This window comes from Stenotrophomonas sp. I18B00994, assembly GCF_014145825.1.
GTDB lineage: Bacteria > Pseudomonadota > Gammaproteobacteria > Xanthomonadales > Xanthomonadaceae > Stenotrophomonas > Stenotrophomonas maltophilia.
In genome coordinates, this window is record NZ_JACIUW010000001.1 from 355,245 (window position 1) to 376,482 (window position 21,238).

Below are 21,238 nucleotides of genomic sequence, written 5' to 3' on the forward strand. Positions count from 1 at the left end.
GTGCCGGCCGCTGGCCGGCAGATCAACAGCGTGTCAACCAAGGTTGACACCCACCAAGGCGGTGCCGGTTGGCACCCACCAGAGCAGTTGGCGCCGGGCCACAGGATTCGGTAGTGCCGGCCGCTGGCCGGCAGATCAAAAGCATGTCAACCAAGGTTGACACCCACCAAGGCGGTGCCGGTTGGCACCCACCCGAGCAGGTAGGGCCAGGCCATGCCCGGCGTCCGCCATCAATTACCGATGACGTCGGTGCCCTTCGGCGGGGTGAAGCTGAAGGTGCCGGCCGCGAAGCCCGGATTGCGCTTCCAGCCACTGAAGCTGATCACGGTACGCTGGCCAACCGCATCGGTGATTTCCATCTTGGCCAGGCCTTGGGCGTTGAAGCCCAGCGCGGCGTACTGGAAACTGGCTTCGGTCTCGCGCTTCGGCGACAGCGACAGCCACTGCAGGCCGTCGCGCTGCGCGGCCTCTTCGCTGACGTCGTACTGCTGCTCCAGCAGCGCCGGGTTGATCAGCGCGGTCAGCGGGCTGTTCTGCTCTTCCTTGCCCTGCTCGCGCACGGTGGCCTGCTCCAGGTCCGGCTCGTACATCCAGACCTTCTTGCCGTCGGCCACGATCAGCTGTTCGTGCGGGCGCACGTATTCCCAACGGAACAGGCGCGGCGCCGACAGGGCCACGCGACCACTGGTCGATTCCTTCACCTTGCCGCGGCTGTCGAACACCTGCTGGCTGAACTGGCCATCCAGGCCCTTCAGGCCGCTGGTGAAGGTCTTCAGGTCATCGCGGGCGCCAGCCCAGGCGCTGCCGGCGGCGGCGCAGGCCACGGCCAGGGTGGTGGTGGCAAGGAAACGGCGGAAGCGGAAGTTCATGCGGGAATCCTGTGGGCGCGGGCGCCAGGAAAGGTGGTTGCCAGTGTGCCCGGGGAAAGATGAATGGGCGATCAGGGCGACATTATGCCGCCCTGAACGTCCATCGGCGATTCAGCCACCGGATCCCGGCAGCTTGCCGTACAGCACCTGGCCGCGGAAGCCACGCCGCACTTCGCGATACAGCGCGCGGAACGCCGGATAGTCCTGCGGCTGGCACAACGCCTCTGGCCCACGCACTGCATTCTGCTGCAAGCGGTGGTGCACGATCACCTCCTGACCCTCGCGACTCCAGTCCACCCGGTACTCGCCGGCGGCATTGGCGAAACGCTGGCTGGCCGGGATGGCGATGATCGGCGCATTGGCCGGGAACTGCAGGCGATAGGTTTCCTCGCGCAGGCTGGCATTGCAGTAGAACGGTGTCTCGTTGGCCGGCGCCGAGGCGGTGGCGTACAAGCCACGCACCGACTCGCCACCCGGCGGGTCCGGCACGGCCATGCCGCCGGCCACGCTGAAGTCGGCGTAGTCCTCGGCCTGGAACGCCATGCGATAGCCAAACGGCCGGGTCAGATCGACCGGCACGCCCTGGATCTGCAGCTGCCCTCGCCCATCGAAACCGGAGGCGGCCATGATCTGCTCTTCAGCGCGCGCACGGTTCTGCGCGTTGAGCTGGGAGAACTGGGCGCGCATGCCGATCTCGGCGTTCTCGCCCAGCTTCGGAATGGTCTCTCCACGCAGGTTGCCGTTGGCGTCGAAGGTGAAACGTACTTCCATCGAGGTGGCGTTACGCTCCGGCGTGTTGGCCGGGGTGCGTGCCAGCGTGGCGTCGCGGGTACGCATCACCGGCGCACCCAGATCACCTTCCGGCAGCTGACCGAAGCGCGCCCACGCGGTGGTCGAATCCAGGTACAGATCAAACTCGGGAATGTAGGTGATGGCGTGGTTGAAGCGGCCCAGCACCGGAATCTTCGGCAGCGTCGGGCCGCCGCCGGCGCCGATCAGCACCGGCGAGCTGGCGATGCCCTTGGCTGCCAGCAGCGCCTCCAGGATCGTCACATGGTCCTTGCAGTCACCATAGTGGTTGTCGAGGATGCTCTGCGCGCTGTTCGGCTCCAGCCCGCCATTGCCCAGGTACACCGCCACGTAGCGGATGTTCTGCGCAACCCAGCGATACAGCGCATCAGCCTGCTCGCGGCGGTCGCTGATACCCGCGGTGATCTCATCAGCCAACGCCTGCAGCGCCGGGGTCACCTCAGCCGCCGGGCCCGCCTTGAGCTGGTAGGCGCGACCCATCTGCGACCAGTCACGATAGGTACTGGCCATGATGTTCGGACCGAACTCCCAGCCCGCCGCCGACCAGTTCTGCGCCGACATCGCCTCGCGACGCTGGTAGCGCCAGCGCCACTGCGCCTGGCCATTCTTCACCGTCGGCCGATCGCTGCCCTGCACGCCGCGGCTGTCGATGAACATCGGCAGGTTGGCCGGCGCACTCAGGGTGACTTCGGCGTCCTCGTACTCGGTGAACACATTGAAGGTCTCCCACAGGCCGAAATAGCCCGGGAAGTGCGGCGTGGCCTGGGTGCGGCGCACCTGGTAGTACAGGCGGGTGCCCGGGGCCAGGTTCGGAAACACGATCACCCGCACCTTGCGGTCGGCATACATCGCCGCCGAGGCGCTGGAGTAGCTTTCCTGGGTGTAGATGCGGTCGGCCGGCACGTCACGGCGCTGGCCGTCGGCGGTGATGGTGTAGGCGCCAAGCACCTCCAGGGTTTCCATCTTCTCGCTGTAGCTCAGCCGCACCTGGCTGAACTGCTCGACCGAGGCCTTGGTCTTGAGCAGCACTTCGTAGGTTTCGGTCTGCACATTGCCGGCATCCGGCCGCACCTGGTAGTCGGCGCGGTAACGGACAATGCTGAAGTTATTGCTGGCTTCGGTATCGCCGCTGGTGGAAGGCGGCGCCGTGGCGGGCGCGGAGGTGGCGGTGTCTGCCAGTGCCGGGCCGGCAGCCAGGAAGGCTGCCAGCGCCAGTGCCAGCGCGCTTGGTACGGGGTGAAGCATGCGTCGGTTCCTTGGACGTCGTGGGGGATACGTCGGGTCCTACTTCGGCGGCGGCGGTGCCAGCACCGTGCGGTCGCCGTTGTGCTCGGGCGGGCTGACCACGCCGGCCGCTTCCATGGCCTCGATCAGTCGCGCTGCACGGTTGTAGCCGATCTTCAGCCGGCGCTGCACGCCGGAAATCGATGCACGGCGGGTCTCGGTGACCACCCGCAGCGCTTCGTCATACAACGGGTCGGACTCGTCGCCGGACGAACTGTTCTCGGGCAGGCCGGTGGCGCCGACGACCACGCCGTCGCCCATCGTCTGCACTTCGTCCAGCACGCCGTCGACATAGTCGGCAGGGCCCATCGCCTTGAGGTGCTCGACCACGCGATGCACTTCATCGTCGGACACGAACGCACCATGCACGCGCTCGGGCAGCGCGGTGCCCGGCGGCAGGTACAGCATGTCGCCGTGGCCCAGCAGTGTTTCCGCGCCGGACTGGTCGAGGATGGTGCGCGAGTCGATCTTGGAGCTGACCTGGAAGGCGATACGGGTCGGGATGTTGGCCTTGATCAGGCCGGTGATCACGTCCACCGACGGGCGCTGCGTGGCCAGGATCAGGTGGATGCCGGCCGCACGCGCCTTCTGTGCCAGGCGCGCGATCAGCTCTTCCACCTTCTTGCCGACGATCATCATCATGTCGGCGAATTCGTCGATGAAGATGACGATGAACGGCAGCGTTTCCAGCGGGCGCGGCGCCTCGCCCAGCTCCGGGTTCGGCTTGAACAGCGGGTCCATCAGCGGCTGTCCTGCGTCCTGGGCTTCCTTCACCTTCTTGTTGAAGCCGGCCAGGTTGCGCACGCCCACTGCGCTCATCAGCTTGTAGCGGCGCTCCATCTCGGCCACGCACCAGCGCAGGCCGTTGGCGGCCTCCTTCATGTCGGTGACCACAGGTGCCAGCAGGTGCGGGATGCCCTGGTAGACGCTCAGTTCGAGCATCTTCGGGTCGATCATCAGCATCCGCAGGTCTTTCGGCGAGGCCTTGAACAAGAGGCTCAGCACCATCGCGTTGACCGCCACCGACTTGCCCGAACCGGTGGTACCGGCCACCAGTAGATGGGGCATGCGTGCCAGGTCGGCCACGGTCGGGCGACCGGCGATGTCCTTGCCCAGCGCCAGGGTCAGCACACTGGCCGACTTGTCATATTCCTTCGAGCGCAGCAGCTCGGACAGGAAGATCATCTCGCGGGTGACGTTGGGGATTTCCAGGCCGATCACCGACTTGCCCGGAATGACGTCGACCACGCGCACCGACTTCACCGACAAGCCGCGCGCGATGTCCTTGTCCAGCGAACTGATCTGGCTGACCTTGATGCCCGGTGCCGGCTCGATCTCGAAGCGGGTGATGACCGGGCCGGGATTGGCGCCGACCACCTGCGCATCGATGCGGAAGTCCTTCAGCTTGAACTCGATCTGCCGCGACAGGGTCTCCAGTGTCTCTTCGTCGTAGCCCTTCGGCTGTGGCTTGGGATCATCCAGCAGCGCCAGCGGCGGCAGGTCGGAACCATCGCCGTTGACGCCACGGAACATCGGAATCTGGGTATCGCGCTTGGCGCGATCACTCTTCTCGATCACCGGCTCAGGGCGCGGTTCGATCTTTACCGGCTCGCGCTTGGCGCGCACCTCGGCGTCGGCCTTGCGCACTTCCTGGCGCTCCTCGCGCATCACCCGGGTCTGCTTCCACTCGCTGACTTCTTCCTTCTTGCGCTCCAGCAGCGGTGCCAGCGACATTACGCCACGGCCGATCTTCTCCATCACCGTGAACCAGGACAGCCCGGTGGCCAGGGTGATCGAGGCCAGCAGCAATACCAGCACGAACAGGTTGGCGCCCAGCGCACCGAAGCCCACCGTGAGCGAATTGCCCACCAGCTTGCCGAGAATGCCGCCGGCACTGGCGACATCGCCACTGAACAGGCGCACGTGCAGGAAGCCGGTGCCGGCGATCAGGAAACCGACCAGACCGACCAGGCGCAGCGCCGGGTCCAGATCGTTCTCGCCCTTGCTCTCGCGCTTGAGGCCGAACATGGCGATCCACGCCAGTGCGCCGAGCACCACCGGCAACAGGAAAGCGATGTAGCCGAACAGCTGCAGCAGCACGTCGGCAATCCAGGCCCCGGCGCGGCCGCCGAGGTTATGCACCGGCGCGACCACGCTGCCGGTATGCGACCAGCCCGGATCCGTGGCTGAATAGGTGAACAGACTGGCCGCCAGATACAGCAGGGCCGGCGCGATGGCGATCAGGCCCAGATCGCGCCAGAGGCGCTGGCGGCGTGGATTGTCGGTCGTCGCCGCCGCGGCCGTGCGACGTGACGCCTTGCTGTCGTCCGACTTGGAGCGTTCAGGGACCTGCTTCGCCACCTTAGACCATACCTTTGGAATGCGCTGTTAGTGATTGATAATAAATGAGACGGCGTCAGTTTTCAGTTATGCGACGTCCGGCAAGGCAATCCGAGGCCCGGAACCACCGCTGGATGACGGCGTTCTGTTCATCGGCTTGAATCGCCCTGCCCCAGCCGCCACTCTATGAGCAGCCATGGATGCTGCGCAAACATCGCCAGCGCCTTGTCCCATCTACCTTTTCGCGAGTTTACATGAGCACCAGCCTGCCCTCCCGCCACCAGCGCCTCGTCATCCTCGGTTCCGGCCCGGCCGGTTGGACCGCCGCCGTCTACGCCGCCCGTGCCAACCTGAAGCCGGTCGTCATCACCGGCCTGCAGCAGGGTGGCCAGCTGATGACCACCACCGAGGTGGACAACTGGCCGGGTGACGCCCACGGCCTGATGGGCCCGGACCTGATGGCGCGCATGCAGGCGCACGCCGAGCGCTTCGAGACCGAGGTCATCTTCGACCATATCCACACCGCCGACCTGTCGCAGCGCCCGTTCAAGCTGATCGGCGACAGTCACGAGTACACCTGCGACGCACTGATCATCGCCACTGGCGCCACCGCCAAGTACCTGGGCATCCCGACCGAAGAGACCTTCAAGGGCCGCGGCGTCTCCGCCTGCGCCACCTGTGACGGCTTCTTCTACCGCGACCAGGACGTGGTCGTGGTCGGCGGCGGCAACACCGCCGTCGAAGAGGCGCTGTACCTGTCCAACATCGCCCGCAAGGTCTACCTGGTCCACCGCCGCGACACCCTGAAGGCGGAGAAGATCATGCAGGACAAGCTGTTCAGGAAGGTCGCCGAAGGCAAGATCGAGACCGTCTGGCACCACCAGGTGGAGGAAGTGCTGGGCAACGATGCCGGCGTGACCGGCGTTCGCGTGAAGTCCACCCTGGACGGCAGCACCCGCGACATCGACGCACACGGTTTCTTCGTGGCCATCGGCCACCATCCGAACACGACCCTGTTCGACGGCCAGCTGGCGATGAACAACGGCTACCTGGAAATCCGCTCGGGCCTGGGCGGCAACGCCACCCAGACCTCGGTGGAAGGCGTGTTCGCCGCCGGCGACGTAGCCGACCAGCACTACCGCCAGGCGATCACCTCGGCCGGCTTCGGCTGCATGGCCGCACTGGACGCCGAGCGCTACCTGGACGCACAGGGCAAGGCCAGCTGAGTCGAGCCATGCTCGACCCCGACCAAAGGCCGGCGCGAGAGCGCCGGCCTTTGTGCTTTCAGTAGTGCCAGGCCATGCCTGGCAGACCGAAGCCTGCCCTCACGCCCGTACGCACGCCTGCGAGAACTCGACCGGTGCCGTGGCAACGCCATCCGCGTCGCGCAGTACAGCACTCCAGCGCGCGACACCCGGGTCTGGGCCATTGCAGGCGAGATTGATGGTCAGCGGTTTGGCAGGGTCATCGAACGTCGTCGCCGATGGAGTGCACGCACCTTCCTCCGAACAGGACGCCAGCGAGAGCTCAACCGACACCGGATACTGGGGATTCCCGGCATATCCAAGTTCAATGTCCCGGGCCGCTTGGATCGGCACGTCGGTATCCGGCACCGGATGCAATGCCAGGGGCTCGCAGGTCTTTCCTGATGCCCACAGGCGATAGCCCTTCTCCACCCCTTTCATCGACGCCAAGCGGAAGACGGGGTCCTGCAGCGCCTTGGCATCATCCGGATTCGTGTGAAACGCCGTCTCTACGATGATCGATGGCATGTGCGCCTCTCGGTTCTCCCCCTTGTCCAGCGCGTGCGGAGCGGGAGCCACGGTGAATGCCGCATACTCAGGTAGCGAGTGGATCAGCTCCTTCATCGAGCACAGGACACTCTCTGCAAGAGCAGCATCCATCGGCCTACCAGGTTGCACGATCACACGAGTACCGCGCGCGGCCCCCGAGGGTTCTCCATTGCTGTGCAGATGAATCGCCACCTCAGCTCCGTGGTGGTTTGCGAGAAGCGGCCGACTGTTGATGTCTTCACGCTCCTCCCGATCCCAAAGCGTACTGCCTGCGTACGTGTTCCATATCTTTGTCTCGGCCGGATACTGCTCGGCAATCGCGTAGCGCGCAGCTATGGTCCACCACTCCTCACCACTCGGAGGATGAGTCGTTCCCGTGATCTGAACGCGCGGGCGGATGACAGGCATTTGGCTCCTTTGCTCGATCATCGCCTTCAGGTCCGCGGCGTACGACGGAGTCAAGAGCCCCTCCGAGACGCCATTCCATTCATCCCTTGAGGTCACCCACCGGTTGTCCTTGTAGCTGTAGAAATACCCATGCCCGGCTGCGACAAACGCCATCCCGGACCCAGGCGTTCCACGCGTCCGCCGCAGCGCTTCCCCCGCTTCCCGCGCCGCATCGTCCGCAGCCTTTATCTCAGGAAAGTAGTATTCGATCTCTTTCCCGTCATACAGAAAAACGACACGACTGAACGGAGCCGCCCGCTCGGCCCAATGCAGTAGTCCAAAACTGATCTCGCTTCGCTGATCCTCGAACGACGGCCCGTAATCGGCAGGAAGGAAGACCCGCTCCAGCGCCACGGTCACTACACCGTTGGCGATATCTGCTGATACCTCAACCCGGCGACTGCGCGCCTGGCCATCCACAAGACGAACGCGCTCCAGAATGTCGCGCGCCTTCTGGGTCAAGAGGATGTCGAGCCCAGTGTCCTGCTCCACCGCACGAGGAGCGTCAACGGCCTGCGCGGGGCTGATCAACAGTCCGCCGCCCACAAGAGACAGCAGAACAGAAAGGGATCCAAGGCGAAGCTTCTGGTTCATTTTGGCTACTCCATGCAAAGCGTGAATGCACCGCTCCAGCGGCGCAGCTCACTCTGTCCTTTCGAATTCAGGCATTCCGCAACCCAGCGCACACGGATGGAGAATTCAAATTTTCCTCACCTCCAACCGAAACAAACCAACCCAGCCCCGCCAACACCATTCGTGATCCACCTGGCCTATCCTTGCCAACCATGCCCTCCCCCCGCTTCCTCGACTCCCTGCAGTCCATTCCCGCCACGGACTGGGACGCCCTGCACGACGGCCAGAACCCGTTCGTCAGCCACGCCTTCCTCTCAGGCCTGGAACAGCACGGCTGCCTGCGCGAGGACTGGGGCTGGCAGCCCCGGCACTTCACGCTGTGGGAGGGCGAGCGCCTGATCGGCGCCATTCCGGGCTACCTGAAGACCAACTCCCACGGCGAATTCGTGTTCGACCATGCCTGGGCCAACGCCTATGCCCGCCATGGCCGCGACTACTACCCGAAGTGGCTGGGCGCGGTGCCGTACTCGCCGGTCACCGGGCCGCGCCTGCTGGCCCGTCACGATTCAGATCGCACCGCGTTGCTTTCGGTGTTGCGTGATGCACTGCCAGCACTGGAGGTGTCATCGGCCCATATCAATTTCCACACCGCAGCGGACGAGGCGCTGTTCGGCGATGACTGGCTGCTGCGCGAGGACGTGCAGTTCCAGTGGCAGAACCCGGGTGACTGGGCGACATTCGACCAGTTCCTCGGCGCGATGAACCACAAGCACCGCAAGAACATCCGCCAGGAACGGGCCAAGGTCACCCGCCAGGGCATCACGTTCCGCGTGGTGCATGGCGACGAGGCCAGCCGCGCCGACCTGCAGGCGATGTATCGCTTCTACCTGCAGACCTTCCTTGAGTACGGCAATGCCCCGGCGCTGACCGAGGCTTTCCTGCGCCATCTGGCCATTTCATTGGGACGTGGGCTGGTGCTGTTCCTGGCCGAGCAGGAAGGCCAGCCAATCGCCGGCGCACTTTGCCTGCGCGGTGGTGACACGCTGTACGGTCGCTACTGGGGTGGCGCCACATTGCCCGGCCTGCATTTCGAAGCCTGCTACTACCAGGGCATCGAATACTGCCTGCGCGAAGGGCTGAGCCGTTTCGAGCCGGGCGCACAGGGCGAGCACAAACTGGCGCGAGGCTTCCTGCCGACGCTGGTACGCAGCCGGCACTGGGTGGCCGACGCGGATTTCGCCGAGGCGCTGCAGGAGTGGTGCCGGCAGGAGCGGCGCGATGTGCGGCGGTACCGGCAGGAGCTGTTGGGGCACAGCCCATTTCGCGCGGACGGGTGACCAGCCAACCAGCGTTGGCATCTACCACGGCATTCGCGCGGGGCCGCGACGACTACAATGCCGGCATGACCCGCCAGCTGCCCTGGCGCCTGGCCGATGCGCCGGACGCTCCCTTCCCTCCTGCCGAGACCGCCCTGCGCCAGCCCGACGGCCTGCTCGCGGTGGGTGGTGACCTGCATCCAGCGCGTCTGCTCAACGCCTACGCAGGCGGCATCTTTCCGTGGTTCAGCGAGGGCGAGCCGATCCTGTGGTGGTCGCCTGATCCGCGCATGGTGTTCCGCACCGACGGCGTGCACCTGTCCAGCCGCTTCCGCCGCCAGCTGCGCAGCAGTACATGGGAGGTCAGCGCGGACACCGCCTTCAGCCAGGTGATGCGCGCCTGTGCGGCGGCACCTCGGCCCGGCCAGGACGGCACCTGGATCAGCCCGGCCATGGTCGAGGCCTACAGCCAGTTGCACGACCTCGGCTTCGCCCATTCCTTCGAAGTCTGGGACCGTCAGTCGCTGGTCGGCGGCATCTACGGGGTAGCCATCGGGTCAATGTTCTTCGGCGAGAGCATGTTCAGTGGCGCCAGCGGTGGTTCCAAGATCGCGCTGGCGGCACTGGCGTCCACGCTTCACGGCTGGGGTTGGGAGCTGATCGACGCCCAGGTGGAAAATCCGCACCTGCTGCGGATGGGCGCCGAACACCTGCCGCGCGCGGAATTCCTGCAGCACGTGCGCCAGGCCGTGCGCCGTGACAGCCGTGAAGGCTCGTGGACACAGGCCGTCGGACGCTTGCCAGCCCGGCATTTGGCCGGCGGTTAACACAAACTTTGCAAGCTGGGCCGGTCACGCGTAAAATACCGTGCCTTAGGCCCAGCGTGGCCGTTTTCTGAACCGCACAGGACTACATGTCGAAAGACGATTCCATCGAGTTCGAGGGCACCGTCAGCGAGACGCTGCCGAACACCACTTTCCGCGTTCGTCTGGAAAATGGGCACGAAATCATCGCCCACATCTCCGGCCGCATGCGCAAGAACTACATCCGCATCCTCACCGGTGACCGGGTCAAGGTTGAAATGACCCCGTACGACCTGACCAAGGGTCGTATCACCTACCGCATGAAGTAAGCGGTCGGCGCGCTGCGCCACTTCGACAAGGCCAGCCCTGGTTGCTGGCCTTTTGTCATGCCTGCAATCCGGCCCTGCCGGAGGTCATCGTGACCGAACTCACCGTGACGTCGGTCAGCCCTGCTTGCGGCAGATTCGCATCTGCATCCATAGCAGCATCGTGGGACCCGGTCCAGTCCGGACCGCCACCCCCCTGCCCCGCCATGAACATGCTCCCGCTGACCGCTCTGCTCGTCGCCCTTGCCGTGTCCGCCAGCGCAGCGCCCGTGCACGCCGCCGACACTCTTTCCACCTCCAGTGACTGCGTCCAGCTGGGCAGCGACCAGCAACTGGTGCGCGCCGGCGCCTCGCGCAACATCCTGCTGCGCAATGGCCAGGACCACTACGTCGTGCATTTCCAGGACGACTGCTCGGCGGCAGGCTACTCGCGGAAACTGAGCTTCGCTACGGACGGCCAGCAGGGTCTGCTGTGCGCTGCCGGCCGCAGCCAGCTGAACACCGATTCCAGCCGCTGCATCGTGTCGCAGATCGAACCAGTTGACGAGGCCACCTTCAAGAAGAAAGCCCGCCAGCGCAGCCGCTGACGTCGCGTACAACAAGGGCGGCCGAAGCCGCCCTTGTCATTTCAGGTCCGCCGAAACCGGCCGGGGGTCAGTTCATTCCACCGTGACCGGCAGCAGGCGCTCCGGTTCGGCCTGGGTTTCGACCACCAGCTCGTCGTCGCGCACATCGATGCTCACCTTGCCGCCGTTGACCAGCTTGCCGAACAGCAGCTCGTCGGCCAGCGGACGCTTGATCCTGTCCTGGATCACCCGGGCCATCGGACGCGCACCCATCAGCGGGTCGAAGCCGTGGTGGGCCAGCCAGTCGCGCGCGGTCGGCGTGGCCGACAGGCTGACGTGCTTGTCCTGCAGCAGCATCTCCAGCTCGATCAGGAACTTGTCGACTACGCGCAGGATGTGCTCGAAGCCCAGCGCCTGGAACTGCACCACCGCGTCGAGGCGGTTGCGGAATTCCGGGGTGAAGCTGCGGCGGATGGTCTCCATCGCGTCGGTGGCGTGGTCCTGCTTGGTGAAGCCGATCGAGCGCCGCGAGGCCTGCGCCGCACCTGCATTGGTGGTCATCACCAGCACCACGTTCTTGAAGTTGGCCTCGCGACCGTTGGTATCAGTCAGCACGCCGCGATCCATCACCTGCAACAGGATGTTGAAGATGTCCGGGTGCGCCTTCTCGATTTCGTCCAGCAGCAGCACGCAGTGCGGCGTCTTGACGATCTTCTCGGTCAGCAGGCCGCCCTGATCGAAGCCGACGTAGCCTGGAGGGGCACCGATCAGGCGGCTGATCGAATGCGGCTCCATGTATTCGGACATGTCGAAGCGGACCAGCTCGATGCCCAGCTGCAGCGCCAGCTGCTTGGTCACCTCGGTCTTGCCGACACCCGTCGGGCCGGCGAACAGGAAGTTGCCGATCGGCTTTTCCGGATTGCCCAGGCCCGAACGTGCCAGCTTGATTGCCGAGGACAGCGTCTCGATGGCCGGGTCCTGGCCGAAGATCACCATCTTCAGGTTGCGCTCCAGGTGCTGCAGCACATCCTTGTCGGTGGCACTGACCTGCTTGGTCGGGATGCGCGCCATCTTGGCGACGATCGCCTCCACTTCCTCGACGTCGATCAGCTCCTTGCGCTGCCCTTCCGGCAGCAGGCGCTGGCGGGCACCGGCCTCGTCGATCACATCGATGGCCTTGTCCGGCAGCAGGCGGTCGCCGATGTGCTTCACCGACAGGTCAACCGCCGCCTGCAGCGCCTCGTCGGAGTAGGTCACGCCGTGGTGCAGCTCGTACTTGGACTTCAGGCCCTGCAGGATCTCGTAGGTCTCGCCAACGGTCGGCTCGACGATGTCGATCTTCTGGAAGCGGCGGGCCAGTGCCCGGTCCTTCTCGAAGATGCCGCGGTATTCCTGGAAAGTGGTCGAACCGATGCAGCGCAGCTCGCCGGAGGCCAGCGCCGGCTTGATCAGGTTGGACGCATCCATGGTGCCGCCCGAGGCCGAACCGGCACCGATGATGGTGTGGATCTCGTCGATGAACAGCACCGCGTTGGGCACCTTCTTCAGTGCGGTCAGCACGCTCTTCAGGCGCTTCTCGAAGTCGCCACGGTACTTGGTGCCGGCCACCAGCGCGCCCAGGTCGAGCGAATAGATCACCGCGTCGGCAAGCACGTCGGGCACCGAGCCCTCGACGATGCGGCGCGCCAGGCCCTCGGCGATGGCGGTCTTGCCCACGCCGGCCTCGCCCACGTACAGCGGGTTGTTCTTGCGGCGACGGCACAGGACCTGGATGGTGCGCTCGATCTCGTCGCCACGACCGACCAGGGGATCGATGCGGCCGGACCGGGCCTGTTCGTTGAGGTTGCTGGCGAACTCGGTCAGGGCATCACCCTTCGGCTCACCCTCCCCGCCTTCCATGCGGCCCTCGCCGTCGGAGGAGGAGGACGGCTGCTCGCCTTCCTCGCCCAGCTTGGCGATGCCGTGGGACAGGTAATTGACCACATCCAGCCGGGTCACATCCTGCTGGTTGAGGTAGTAGACGGCGTGGGAGTCCTTCTCGCCGAAGATGGCGACCAGCACGTTGGCGCCGGTGACCTCCTTCTTGCCCGAGGACTGCACGTGGTACACGGCCCGCTGCAGCACGCGCTGGAAGCCCAGGGTCGGCTGTGTATCGCGGCCGTCATCTTCGGCCAGGCGCGACACGGAGGCCTCGATGGCCTGCTCCAGCTCCTGGCGCAGGCGTTCGGCGTCGGCACCACAGGCCTTCAATACGGCCTGGGCGGACGGGTTGTCGAGCAGTGCCAACAGCAGGTGTTCGACCGTCATGAACTCATGCCGGGCCTCACGGGCGCGCTTGTAGCACTGGCCGATGGTGTGTTCGAGGTCTTTGCTGAACATGGATTACTCCGGCGGCAGATGGGAACAATATGCGGCCTGACTACGCGATTTCCATCACCCTAGCGGATTGCTGCGTTCAGATGGCGTTAGCACTGCAGAACGCTTGATCTTCGTTCACTCCAGAAGACCTCAACCGGCATGAGCGAACCCTACCTGAGCCGCTGGCGATTGCGGCGTGATGGCCCGGCCATCGAAACGGCCCATGCCCGGCTCTGGCCGGTGCTGACCGCTGCCGGCACGCCGGCGATGCTGAAGATCAGCAGCGAAGCGGAGGAGCAGAACAGCCATCGCCTGCTGCGCTGGTGGGACGGCGACGGCGCTGCCCGCCTGCTGGCCCACGCCGGGCCGGCGATCCTGATCGAGCGTGCCGGCGGCGACTCGCTGCGGCAACGCTCGATCGAGGGCGACGATGAGGCCTGCACCACGATCCTGTGCCAGGTCCTGCAACGGCTGCACCGGCCACGGAGCGCGCCGCCAGCGGAACTGGTCTGGCTGCGTACATGGTTCGCCGATCTGCTGCAGCCAAGGGCTGCGCTGCAGCCACTGCTGGAACAGTGCAGATCACTGGCGGAGGGGTTGCTGCAGGAAGAGCGCGAGGTCCGGCCCCTGCATGGCGACCTGCACCACGACAACGTGCTCGATTTCGGCGCGCGCGGCTGGCTGGCGATCGACCCGAAGCGGCTGCTGGGCGACCGTGCGTTCGACTACACGACGATGTTCAGCAATCCGGATCTCTGTGGCCCGGGCATCCACGTGGCCACGCGGCCGGAGCGGTTTGCTGCCCGGCTGGAACAGGTCAGCGCACTGGCCGGCCTGGAGCGCACGCGCCTGCTGCGCTGGATCGCGGCCAGCATGGCGCTGTCGGCAGTGTGGTTCAGGGATGACGGCGACCCGGCCGAAGTGGACGAGGCGGTGGCGCGGATGGCGCTGGAGGCGCTGGCGGAGAGCTGAGACCCGCGCTTGGCAGGTGCCTACCTTGCTGGGGGCGCTCCATCCACGATCGATACAGGCCTCTGCTTTGGTAGGTGCCCACCTTGGTGGGCACACTGGGTCCGGGATCGTTGTGCCCGGACGCGAATCGGCAGCCGGTCAGGCCTTTTCCATCGTGCACAGCAGCGGATGCTGGTTCATCCGCGAGTACTCGTTGACCTGGGCAACCTTGGTCTCGGCTACTTCGCGGGTGAAGACACCGCAGACGCCGCGGCCGCGGGTATGAACGTGCAGCATCACCTGGGTGGCCTTGTCCAGGTCCATGCTGAAGAACTGCTGCAGCACATCCACCACGAAATCCATCGGGGTGTAGTCGTCGTTGAGCAGCATCACCTGGTAGAACGGCGGCGGCGCCACTTCCGGGCGCGCGGGCTCTACGGCAACGCCGTGCTCGTGCTGGGAATCGGGGGAGGACTCATGGGGCATCCATCCATTATAGGGGCTCGGGCAGGCCTGCGTCGGCCCGCCGCAGATTGGACGGCACGCACGCCCACCGTCACAATTGCACCCTCTCCCAACACTGTTTCACAGGATCTTCATGAAAAGGACCCTTCTTCCCGCCCTGCTGATCGCGCTGGCCGCTGCCGGCTCTGCCACTGCCGCAACCAGCGCCGACAAGTCCGTGGCCCGCCATCTGGACAAGCTGGGCTATACCTACGAAGTCGACGAGGATGGCGACTACCGCATGGTGTTCGACGTCGAGGGTGACCGCACCCAGATGGTCTACGTGCGCTCGGCGGTGGAGGATTTCGGCAGCCACAACATCCGTGAGATCTGGTCGCCGGCCTACAACGCCAAGACCAAGCAGTTCCCGGTGGCCGTGGCCAACCGCCTGCTGGAGGATTCGCAGGACGCCAAGATGGGGGGCTGGGTAAAGCAGGACACCACCGCCATGTTCGTGGTCAAGATCGACGCCGATGCCACCCCGGACCAGCTCAGCGACGCCATCGATGCGGCCATCCGCACCGCCGACGCGATGGAGCTGGAGCTGACCAAGAAGGACGAGTTCTGAGTTGAACGCCACGCCGGACCCGCGCTGGGCACCGCACGCCACCGTCGCCACGGTAGTGGTTGACGGCGGCCGCGTGCTGCTGGTCGAAGAGACCATTGAAGGCCGCCAGGTGCTGAACCAGCCGGCCGGCCACCTCGAGCCAGGCGAAAGCCTGGCCGAGGCAGCCCTGCGCGAGACCCGGGAGGAAACCGGCTGGACCGTGCAGCTGACCCATTTCATCGGCTGCTACCAGTGGACTGCCGGCGACGGCACCGCCTTCCTGCGCTTCTGCTACGCAGCACACCCGGTCTCGCACGACCCGGCCCAACCGCTGGACACCGGCATCGACCGCGCGCTGTGGCTGACCCCGGCCGAGCTGCAGGCCGCCGGTGAGCGCCAGCGCAGCCCGCTGGTCTGGCAGGTGGTGGCGGATTACCTGGGTGGCCAGCGCCACCCGCTTTCGCTGGTCCGCGAGGTCGCATGAGCACGCCGCGCGTGATGGTGGGCGTCTCGGGTGGTGTCGACTCTTCGGTCGCCGCCTGGCGCCTGGTCCAGCAGGGCGAGGCCGTGGCCGGCCTGTTCATGCAGAACTGGGCCGACGACGGCAGCGGTGACTGCCGTGCCGAGGATGACCGCCGCGATGCGGTCGCCGTATGCGGCCTGCTCGGTATCCCGTTCCACTTCCGGGACTTTTCCAGCGAGTACTGGCAGGGCGTGTTCGAGCACTTCCTGGCCGAATACGCCGCTGGCCGCACGCCGAACCCGGACGTGCTGTGCAACCGCGAGGTGAAGTTCAAGCATTTCCTGGATGCCGCCCGCGAGCTGGGCGCCGAGCGCATCGCCACCGGCCACTACGCGCGGGTGACCCAGCGCGGCCACCAGTGGCTGCTGCTGCGCGGTGCCGACCGCTCCAAGGACCAGAGCTACTTCCTGCACCAGCTGGGCCAGGAGCAGCTGGCGGCCACCCTGTTCCCGATCGGCGACCTGGAGAAGACCGACCTGCGACGGATTGCGCGCGACGTCGGCCTGCCGACCCACGCCAAGAAGGATTCCACCGGCATCTGCTTCATCGGCGAGCGGGATTTCCGCGACTTCCTCGGCCGCTACCTGCCGGCCAGGCCCGGCCAGATCCTTGACCCGGCCGACGGCAGCGTGATCGCCGAACATCCGGGCGTGTTCTATTTCACCCTGGGCCAGCGCGAGGGCCTGAACATCGGCGGCGTACGCGGCCGCCCGGCCGCACCGTGGTACGTGGTCGGCAAGGATGTGGCCAGCAACGTGCTGTACGTCGACCAGGACCGCGACAGCCCATGGATGCTGTCCGATCGCCTGCGATCGGAGCCGGCGCATTGGATCTCGGGCTCGCCACCCGCGCGACGCTTCGAATGCACCGCCCAGACCCGCTACCGCCAGCCCGATGAGCCGTGTACGGTCGACGTGCTGGACGATGGCAGCGTGCTGGTCACTTTCGCGCGCCCGCAGCGTGCCGTTACCCCCGGTCAATCGCTGGTGCTGTATGACGGTGATGTGTGCCTGGGTGGCGCGGTGATCGCCGCCACCGATGCGCCGCTGGAACAGCGCCTGCGCACCACCCCCTCCCCTTTTGAGGTAATCGCTGCATGAGTTTCACTGTCGACGACCGCGTCCTGGCCCTGGCCGGCATTGCCCAGGCCCTGCAGCAGGTACGCCGCATCGCCGATACCGGCCATTCCGACGCCGCCGCCGTGCGCACCGCCGTGGACAGCGTGTTCCGTGTCGATGCGTCCTCGCCGCAGGCGGTGTTCGGTGACCGCCATGCACTGAAGGCCGGGCTGCGCCTGCTGCACAACTACTTCCGCAACCAGGGCCAGGATCCGATCCTGCCGAAACTGGCGCTGTCGGTGCTGCAGCTGGAGCGCCGCTTCGTTCAGGATGGCGCCACCGTGAACAAGGTTGCTTCGGGCATCGAGCGTGCCCAGCGCCAGGCCACCGAACTGGGCGACAGCGGCCACCCGGATGTGCTGGCCAGCCTGGGAAGCCTGTACGCGGACACCATCAGCCACCTCAAGCCGCGGGTGATGGTGCAAGGCAACCCGCACTACCTGGGCCAGGCCGGCGTGGTGGCCGAGATCCGTGCCCTGCTGTTGGCCGCGGTGCGCTCGGCAGTGCTGTGGCGCCAGCTGGGCGGCAGCTACTGGGACTTCCTGTTCGGCCGCAAGGCGATGATCGAGGCCGTGGACCGGCAGCTGGCGTAAGGGTGTGGGGTCAGAGCCCTTTTCCATAAAAAGGGATCCGACCCCGCCGCTGCCTACCCAGGGGTCGGATCCCTTTCCGGCACGGAAAGGGATCCGACCCCGAAGCCGCCAAGCGCCGGAAAACCGGCGCATTCAGAATGCACTTCCAAGCACATCGACGTTAAAGAGAAAGGGGGTACGGCCGATACATCCTCCGTGCACCTCCCGAGAACGTCCATGTACTCACGCATTTTCATCCGTCTGGCCGCCCCCCTGGCTCTGACCCTGCTGCTCCCCTTCGCCATCGGTTTCGAATGGCCGGCCGCCCTGCGCTGGGCGATCCTGACCACGATGACGCTGAGCTGGCTCGGCTTTGCGTGGTGGACCACCCGCGCCCAGGCGCATCGTTCCCCGGAACATGCCCGTGTCCTGCGTGAGCAGGACCAGCTGCTGACCGAACTGCGCAACTTCGTCGGCAACGAAATCGACGGTTCGCGTGGTGAAGTGGAACGCGCCCGCGACCTGATCCGCCAGGCGGTTTCCAGCCTGGGCGGCAGCTTCGATGCGATGAACCGCAAGTCGCGCCAGCAGAGCCAGGCGCTGTCGCGCATCGTCGACCGCGCCGGCGATGAAGGCAATGCCGGCCTCGACGTTGCCCGTTTCGCCCAGCACGCCAGCCACCGCATGGAACAGCTGGTGGAAGCGCTGGAACAGGTGAGCGGCCAGAGCAGCACCACCGTGCAGCACATCGACCAGATGGCACAGCACCTGGATGGCATCTTCGCGCTGCTGGAAGACGTCAAGTCGATCGCCGACCAGACCAACCTGCTGGCGCTGAACGCCGCCATCGAAGCCGCGCGTGCCGGTGAAGCCGGCCGAGGCTTCGCGGTGGTCGCCGACGAAGTGCGCAACCTGTCCGAGCGCTCGACCACCTTCAACGAGCAGATCCGCAAGCTGGCGCACAGCTCCAAGGACGCCATCGCCAAGGTGCGCGAGACGGTCTCGCACATGGCCTCGCGTGACATGGACCGCTCCCGCGAAGCACGCCAGGAAGCGGCGGCAATGCTCGACAATGTCGCGCAGATCAATGCCTCGCTCGGCGACGGCATGCGCGAAGTCTCCGAGTGCGCACGTGCGATCGATGGCAGCGTGGCCGAAGCCGTGCGCGCCCTGCAGTTCGAAGACATCGCCACCCAGGCGCTGGGCGGCGTGCACACCCACCTGGACCGCCTGACCGCGATCAACCGTGAAGCGGTGGCCCTGCAGGAACTGCTGCACCGCAATGGCGGCGTGTTCGACGAAGAGATCGCCACGGCCCTGCAGCGCACCGGCAACCGCCTGCGCGAACTGCGCAGCGAATGGGAACGCCCGCCGCACAAGCCGGTTGCCCAGCAGAGCATGGGTGCCGGCACGGTAGAGCTGTTCTGATCCTGATGTCCGCTGCCCTCGCCGGCAGCCCGCAAGGCCCCGGTTCGTCCGGGGCCTTTGCCTGTAACCCGCCGCTGGATGCATCCTGTACGCGCCATGACCCTGATCCGCGCCCTGCCCGCCCTCACCGACACCGAGCGCCCGCGCAACGCGAGCGTGCGTGAGCAGCTGCAAAAGCTGGAAGAGGTCGCCCGCGAGGAAATCTGCGAGCTGCAGCAGCTGGCGGACGCGCGCCCGGCGCCATCGCCGGCGGACGACGAGCTGTTGGGGCTGGCGTGGGACCTGGGGTTGGATGGCGAAGCCCTGAAGTAGATCCACGCCCTGCGTGGGTGGGGCATCCCGCATGGCATGATTGCCCGGTCCCGTCCATGGAAGACCTATGGCCATCACCCTGATCGCACTCGTGCTGTTGGAGACCGTCCTCCTGATGGCCTGGGTGGCCGGCTATTTCAGCTGGGGCATCACCCTGTTCAACGAACGCATCGCGGCGCCGCCGGCCATGCAGGCCCGGCTCTCGCTGGGCAGCCTGGAGCGTGACCTGCCGCAGGACAAGTGGCTGCGGCTGGCCTTCCATGCGCTGCCCGATGGCAGCATGGCGTTCCGCGAGAGCTTCGCGCCGAGCTTCGGCCTGCGCTACTTCCCGGTGATGCGTGGACGCATCGTGCTCAACGCACGGCGGCACGAGGTGCGGGTGATCGGCCTGTGCAGCTGGTTCGTGGCGATGCTGTCGCTGCTGCTGTTGCCACTGGTGGCGATGCGCCCGATGGTGGCGCCGATGCTGCTGGTACTGCCACTGTTCCTGGCCAGCTATCTGGTGCAGAAGCGGCGCTATGCGGCCATTGTCGAGGCGCTGCGCATGCAGTTGAAGGCGGAGTTTCCAAGGTAGATCCACGCCGTGCGTGGATGATGCCCCGCGATGCCAGCATTTCCGACTGTTTGCATGGACCGTGAACCATGCGCCCTTCATCGTGAAGGGGCCGATTGCGGTTCAGATCAAGCCAGCCCGATGACCAGCGCCCTTCTCTGCCTCTCAGTTGCTTTGCAGCTTCCGGCACCCCCTTGTCCCATTGACCGTGGATCCCGATTCCCTTGGGGCGCTTCAGCAGGCGCTGAAGACGTTTGGAGCGTTCCAGCAGCCCTACTCCGCTCCGATCAATGCGTACGATCCTGAAGCGGGTGTGATCGATGCAGCAGTTGAAGTGTCCGCGGGGTGCGTGCAAGACGGCCCGCCAGTCATCATCCTTGACGATGATGCCGAACAGGCGCCGCGACGTTATCTGATCCTTAAAGCCCCGTGGCATGAGCTTCCAACGGGCGCCTTGTTGCTTGTCTCCGGAAGCAAGGCAAGCGCCATTCCGGGCGAGGAATCGAACCTGGAGCTTGCACGGGCCGAGAGCATGCTGACATTTCTCAACCTGCTGCCGGAAGGTCCGGAGGACCGGGACCACCCGGAGAACGTCTCGGCAGTCGTGGATACCGATACTTCCGCCCTCTTCACGACGAGCCTTCTGGATCAACTGCAAACCAGTACTCCAGGCTCGCCTGTTGCTGACACCATGCTGACGCTCTGGAAAGGCAGGTTCACGGACGCATTGCTGGCACTGTGGCAGCGCGACGGTCTTGCGCGCTATCACGATGATCGACTGGCTTTGGTGAACCCTGCGGGGTACAAATCGGTGCTCGCCGCCCTTCTGGCGGGCAGCCCTCTATGGGGCAAAGATGATTTCCATGTCTATGCGATCTCGCCATTCGGCCAGATGCTGATCTGTGGCGAGCGAACCGGAGTCGAACTCACGCTTGAACCCCACGAAGGTTACCTATGCGCGCCAGCAACACTGACTCTTCCAGCAAGCAACATCGACCGCGACAGACGCCTGCACGACTTCCTGCTTGCATTGGATGCTGCCGAACTGGATGTTCTGGCCGAGGACGGGGAGCCAATGTTCTGGCGAGCCCGTGAGATGTTGGGGCCGCTGGGCGACGGAGAGATTTACAGCTCGAAGGAGCCGGTGTCAGAGCACGGCTGGCGGCTAGGCAGCCTGGTAAAACGCAAGGCGCTGGATGTGCTCGCAGAGCTTGCGCAGCGTCGCTGACGGCGGACACATCAACG

20 protein-coding genes are annotated in these 21,238 nt (G+C 65.7%); 14 read left to right on the forward strand and 6 right to left on the reverse strand.

Annotated features, from left to right (window positions below; all coding sequences use genetic code 11):
* Window positions 1–230: 230 nt before the first annotated feature.
* From lolA to H4O10_RS01680, 3 genes are all read right to left on the reverse strand, one after another.
* Window positions 231–869: an outer membrane lipoprotein chaperone LolA gene (gene lolA, locus H4O10_RS01670; RefSeq protein WP_005413289.1), complete on the reverse strand. Its 639-nt coding sequence runs from the start codon at window positions 867–869 to the stop codon at window positions 231–233.
* Window positions 870–980: 111 nt separating this feature from the next.
* Window positions 981–2,924, reverse strand: coding sequence for a DUF3857 domain-containing protein (locus H4O10_RS01675; RefSeq protein WP_099562509.1), 1,944 nt, complete (start codon window positions 2,922–2,924; stop codon window positions 981–983).
* A gap of 39 nt (window positions 2,925–2,963) precedes the next feature.
* The gene (locus H4O10_RS01680; RefSeq protein ID WP_076738922.1) at window positions 2,964–5,324 is read right to left on the reverse strand and encodes a DNA translocase FtsK; all 2,361 of its coding nucleotides are present in this window, start codon (window positions 5,322–5,324) and stop codon (window positions 2,964–2,966) included.
* A 233-nt stretch (window positions 5,325–5,557) separates the two neighbouring features.
* On the opposite strand from H4O10_RS01680, the gene trxB reads away from it, so the two are divergent.
* Window positions 5,558–6,529, forward strand: coding sequence for a thioredoxin-disulfide reductase (trxB, locus tag H4O10_RS01685; protein WP_005416486.1), 972 nt, complete (start codon window positions 5,558–5,560; stop codon window positions 6,527–6,529).
* Between the two features lie 99 nt (window positions 6,530–6,628).
* Here the strand turns inward: trxB and H4O10_RS01690 are convergent, their stop codons facing one another.
* Window positions 6,629–8,137, reverse strand: a complete 1,509-nt coding sequence (locus H4O10_RS01690) for an N-acetylmuramoyl-L-alanine amidase (RefSeq protein WP_053092856.1) — start codon at window positions 8,135–8,137, stop codon at window positions 6,629–6,631.
* Window positions 8,138–8,328: 191 nt separating this feature from the next.
* On the opposite strand from H4O10_RS01690, the gene H4O10_RS01695 reads away from it, so the two are divergent.
* From H4O10_RS01695 to H4O10_RS01710, 4 genes are all read left to right on the forward strand, one after another.
* Complete coding sequence (locus H4O10_RS01695) at window positions 8,329–9,453, forward strand: GNAT family N-acetyltransferase (RefSeq protein WP_049460779.1); 1,125 nt, start codon at window positions 8,329–8,331, stop codon at window positions 9,451–9,453.
* A gap of 65 nt (window positions 9,454–9,518) precedes the next feature.
* Window positions 9,519–10,259 (forward strand): leucyl/phenylalanyl-tRNA--protein transferase, encoded by a 741-nt coding sequence (gene aat, locus H4O10_RS01700; protein WP_049460792.1) that lies wholly within the window; start codon window positions 9,519–9,521, stop codon window positions 10,257–10,259.
* 86 nt (window positions 10,260–10,345) lie between these two features.
* Window positions 10,346–10,564 (forward strand): translation initiation factor IF-1, encoded by a 219-nt coding sequence (gene infA / locus H4O10_RS01705; RefSeq protein ID WP_005409596.1) that lies wholly within the window; start codon window positions 10,346–10,348, stop codon window positions 10,562–10,564.
* A 203-nt stretch (window positions 10,565–10,767) separates the two neighbouring features.
* Window positions 10,768–11,148, forward strand: a complete 381-nt coding sequence (locus H4O10_RS01710) for a hypothetical protein (RefSeq protein WP_049460780.1) — start codon at window positions 10,768–10,770, stop codon at window positions 11,146–11,148.
* A 72-nt stretch (window positions 11,149–11,220) separates the two neighbouring features.
* On the opposite strand, the gene clpA is transcribed toward H4O10_RS01710, so the two are convergent.
* Window positions 11,221–13,506 (reverse strand): ATP-dependent Clp protease ATP-binding subunit ClpA, encoded by a 2,286-nt coding sequence (gene clpA, locus H4O10_RS01715; RefSeq protein WP_049460782.1) that lies wholly within the window; start codon window positions 13,504–13,506, stop codon window positions 11,221–11,223.
* 138 nt (window positions 13,507–13,644) lie between these two features.
* Here clpA and H4O10_RS01720 point away from each other — a divergent pair, with 138 nt between their 5' ends.
* Window positions 13,645–14,457 (forward strand): APH(6) family putative aminoglycoside O-phosphotransferase, encoded by an 813-nt coding sequence (locus H4O10_RS01720; RefSeq protein ID WP_049460784.1) that lies wholly within the window; start codon window positions 13,645–13,647, stop codon window positions 14,455–14,457.
* A gap of 138 nt (window positions 14,458–14,595) precedes the next feature.
* Here H4O10_RS01720 and clpS read toward each other — a convergent pair whose 3' ends face one another.
* Window positions 14,596–14,922, reverse strand: a complete 327-nt coding sequence (clpS, locus tag H4O10_RS01725) for an ATP-dependent Clp protease adapter ClpS (protein WP_005416477.1) — start codon at window positions 14,920–14,922, stop codon at window positions 14,596–14,598.
* Window positions 14,923–15,034: 112 nt separating this feature from the next.
* Between clpS and H4O10_RS01730 the strand changes: the two genes are divergently transcribed.
* From H4O10_RS01730 to H4O10_RS01765, 8 genes are all read left to right on the forward strand, one after another.
* Window positions 15,035–15,508 (forward strand): hypothetical protein, encoded by a 474-nt coding sequence (locus H4O10_RS01730; protein ID WP_005416476.1) that lies wholly within the window; start codon window positions 15,035–15,037, stop codon window positions 15,506–15,508.
* Window position 15,509: 1 nt separating this feature from the next.
* On the forward strand, window positions 15,510–15,971 hold the full coding sequence (locus H4O10_RS01735) for an NUDIX hydrolase (protein ID WP_049460786.1): 462 nt from the start codon (window positions 15,510–15,512) through the stop codon (window positions 15,969–15,971).
* Complete coding sequence (gene mnmA / locus H4O10_RS01740) at window positions 15,968–17,110, forward strand: tRNA 2-thiouridine(34) synthase MnmA (protein WP_049460788.1); 1,143 nt, start codon at window positions 15,968–15,970, stop codon at window positions 17,108–17,110. Before H4O10_RS01735 ends, mnmA begins: the two co-directional genes overlap by 4 nt.
* Window positions 17,107–17,721, forward strand: coding sequence for a high frequency lysogenization protein HflD (gene hflD, locus H4O10_RS01745; protein WP_005416473.1), 615 nt, complete (start codon window positions 17,107–17,109; stop codon window positions 17,719–17,721). Before mnmA ends, hflD begins: the two co-directional genes overlap by 4 nt.
* A gap of 216 nt (window positions 17,722–17,937) precedes the next feature.
* Window positions 17,938–19,128 (forward strand): methyl-accepting chemotaxis protein, encoded by a 1,191-nt coding sequence (locus H4O10_RS01750; RefSeq protein ID WP_005416472.1) that lies wholly within the window; start codon window positions 17,938–17,940, stop codon window positions 19,126–19,128.
* A gap of 96 nt (window positions 19,129–19,224) precedes the next feature.
* A complete protein-coding gene (locus H4O10_RS01755; RefSeq protein ID WP_049461083.1) occupies window positions 19,225–19,440 on the forward strand; it encodes a hypothetical protein in 216 nt (71 codons plus the stop codon).
* A 67-nt stretch (window positions 19,441–19,507) separates the two neighbouring features.
* Window positions 19,508–20,014, forward strand: coding sequence for a hypothetical protein (locus H4O10_RS01760; RefSeq protein WP_049461081.1), 507 nt, complete (start codon window positions 19,508–19,510; stop codon window positions 20,012–20,014).
* Between the two features lie 187 nt (window positions 20,015–20,201).
* Window positions 20,202–21,221: a GAD-like domain-containing protein gene (locus H4O10_RS01765; protein ID WP_049471549.1), complete on the forward strand. Its 1,020-nt coding sequence runs from the start codon at window positions 20,202–20,204 to the stop codon at window positions 21,219–21,221.
* Window positions 21,222–21,238 lie beyond the last annotated feature (17 nt).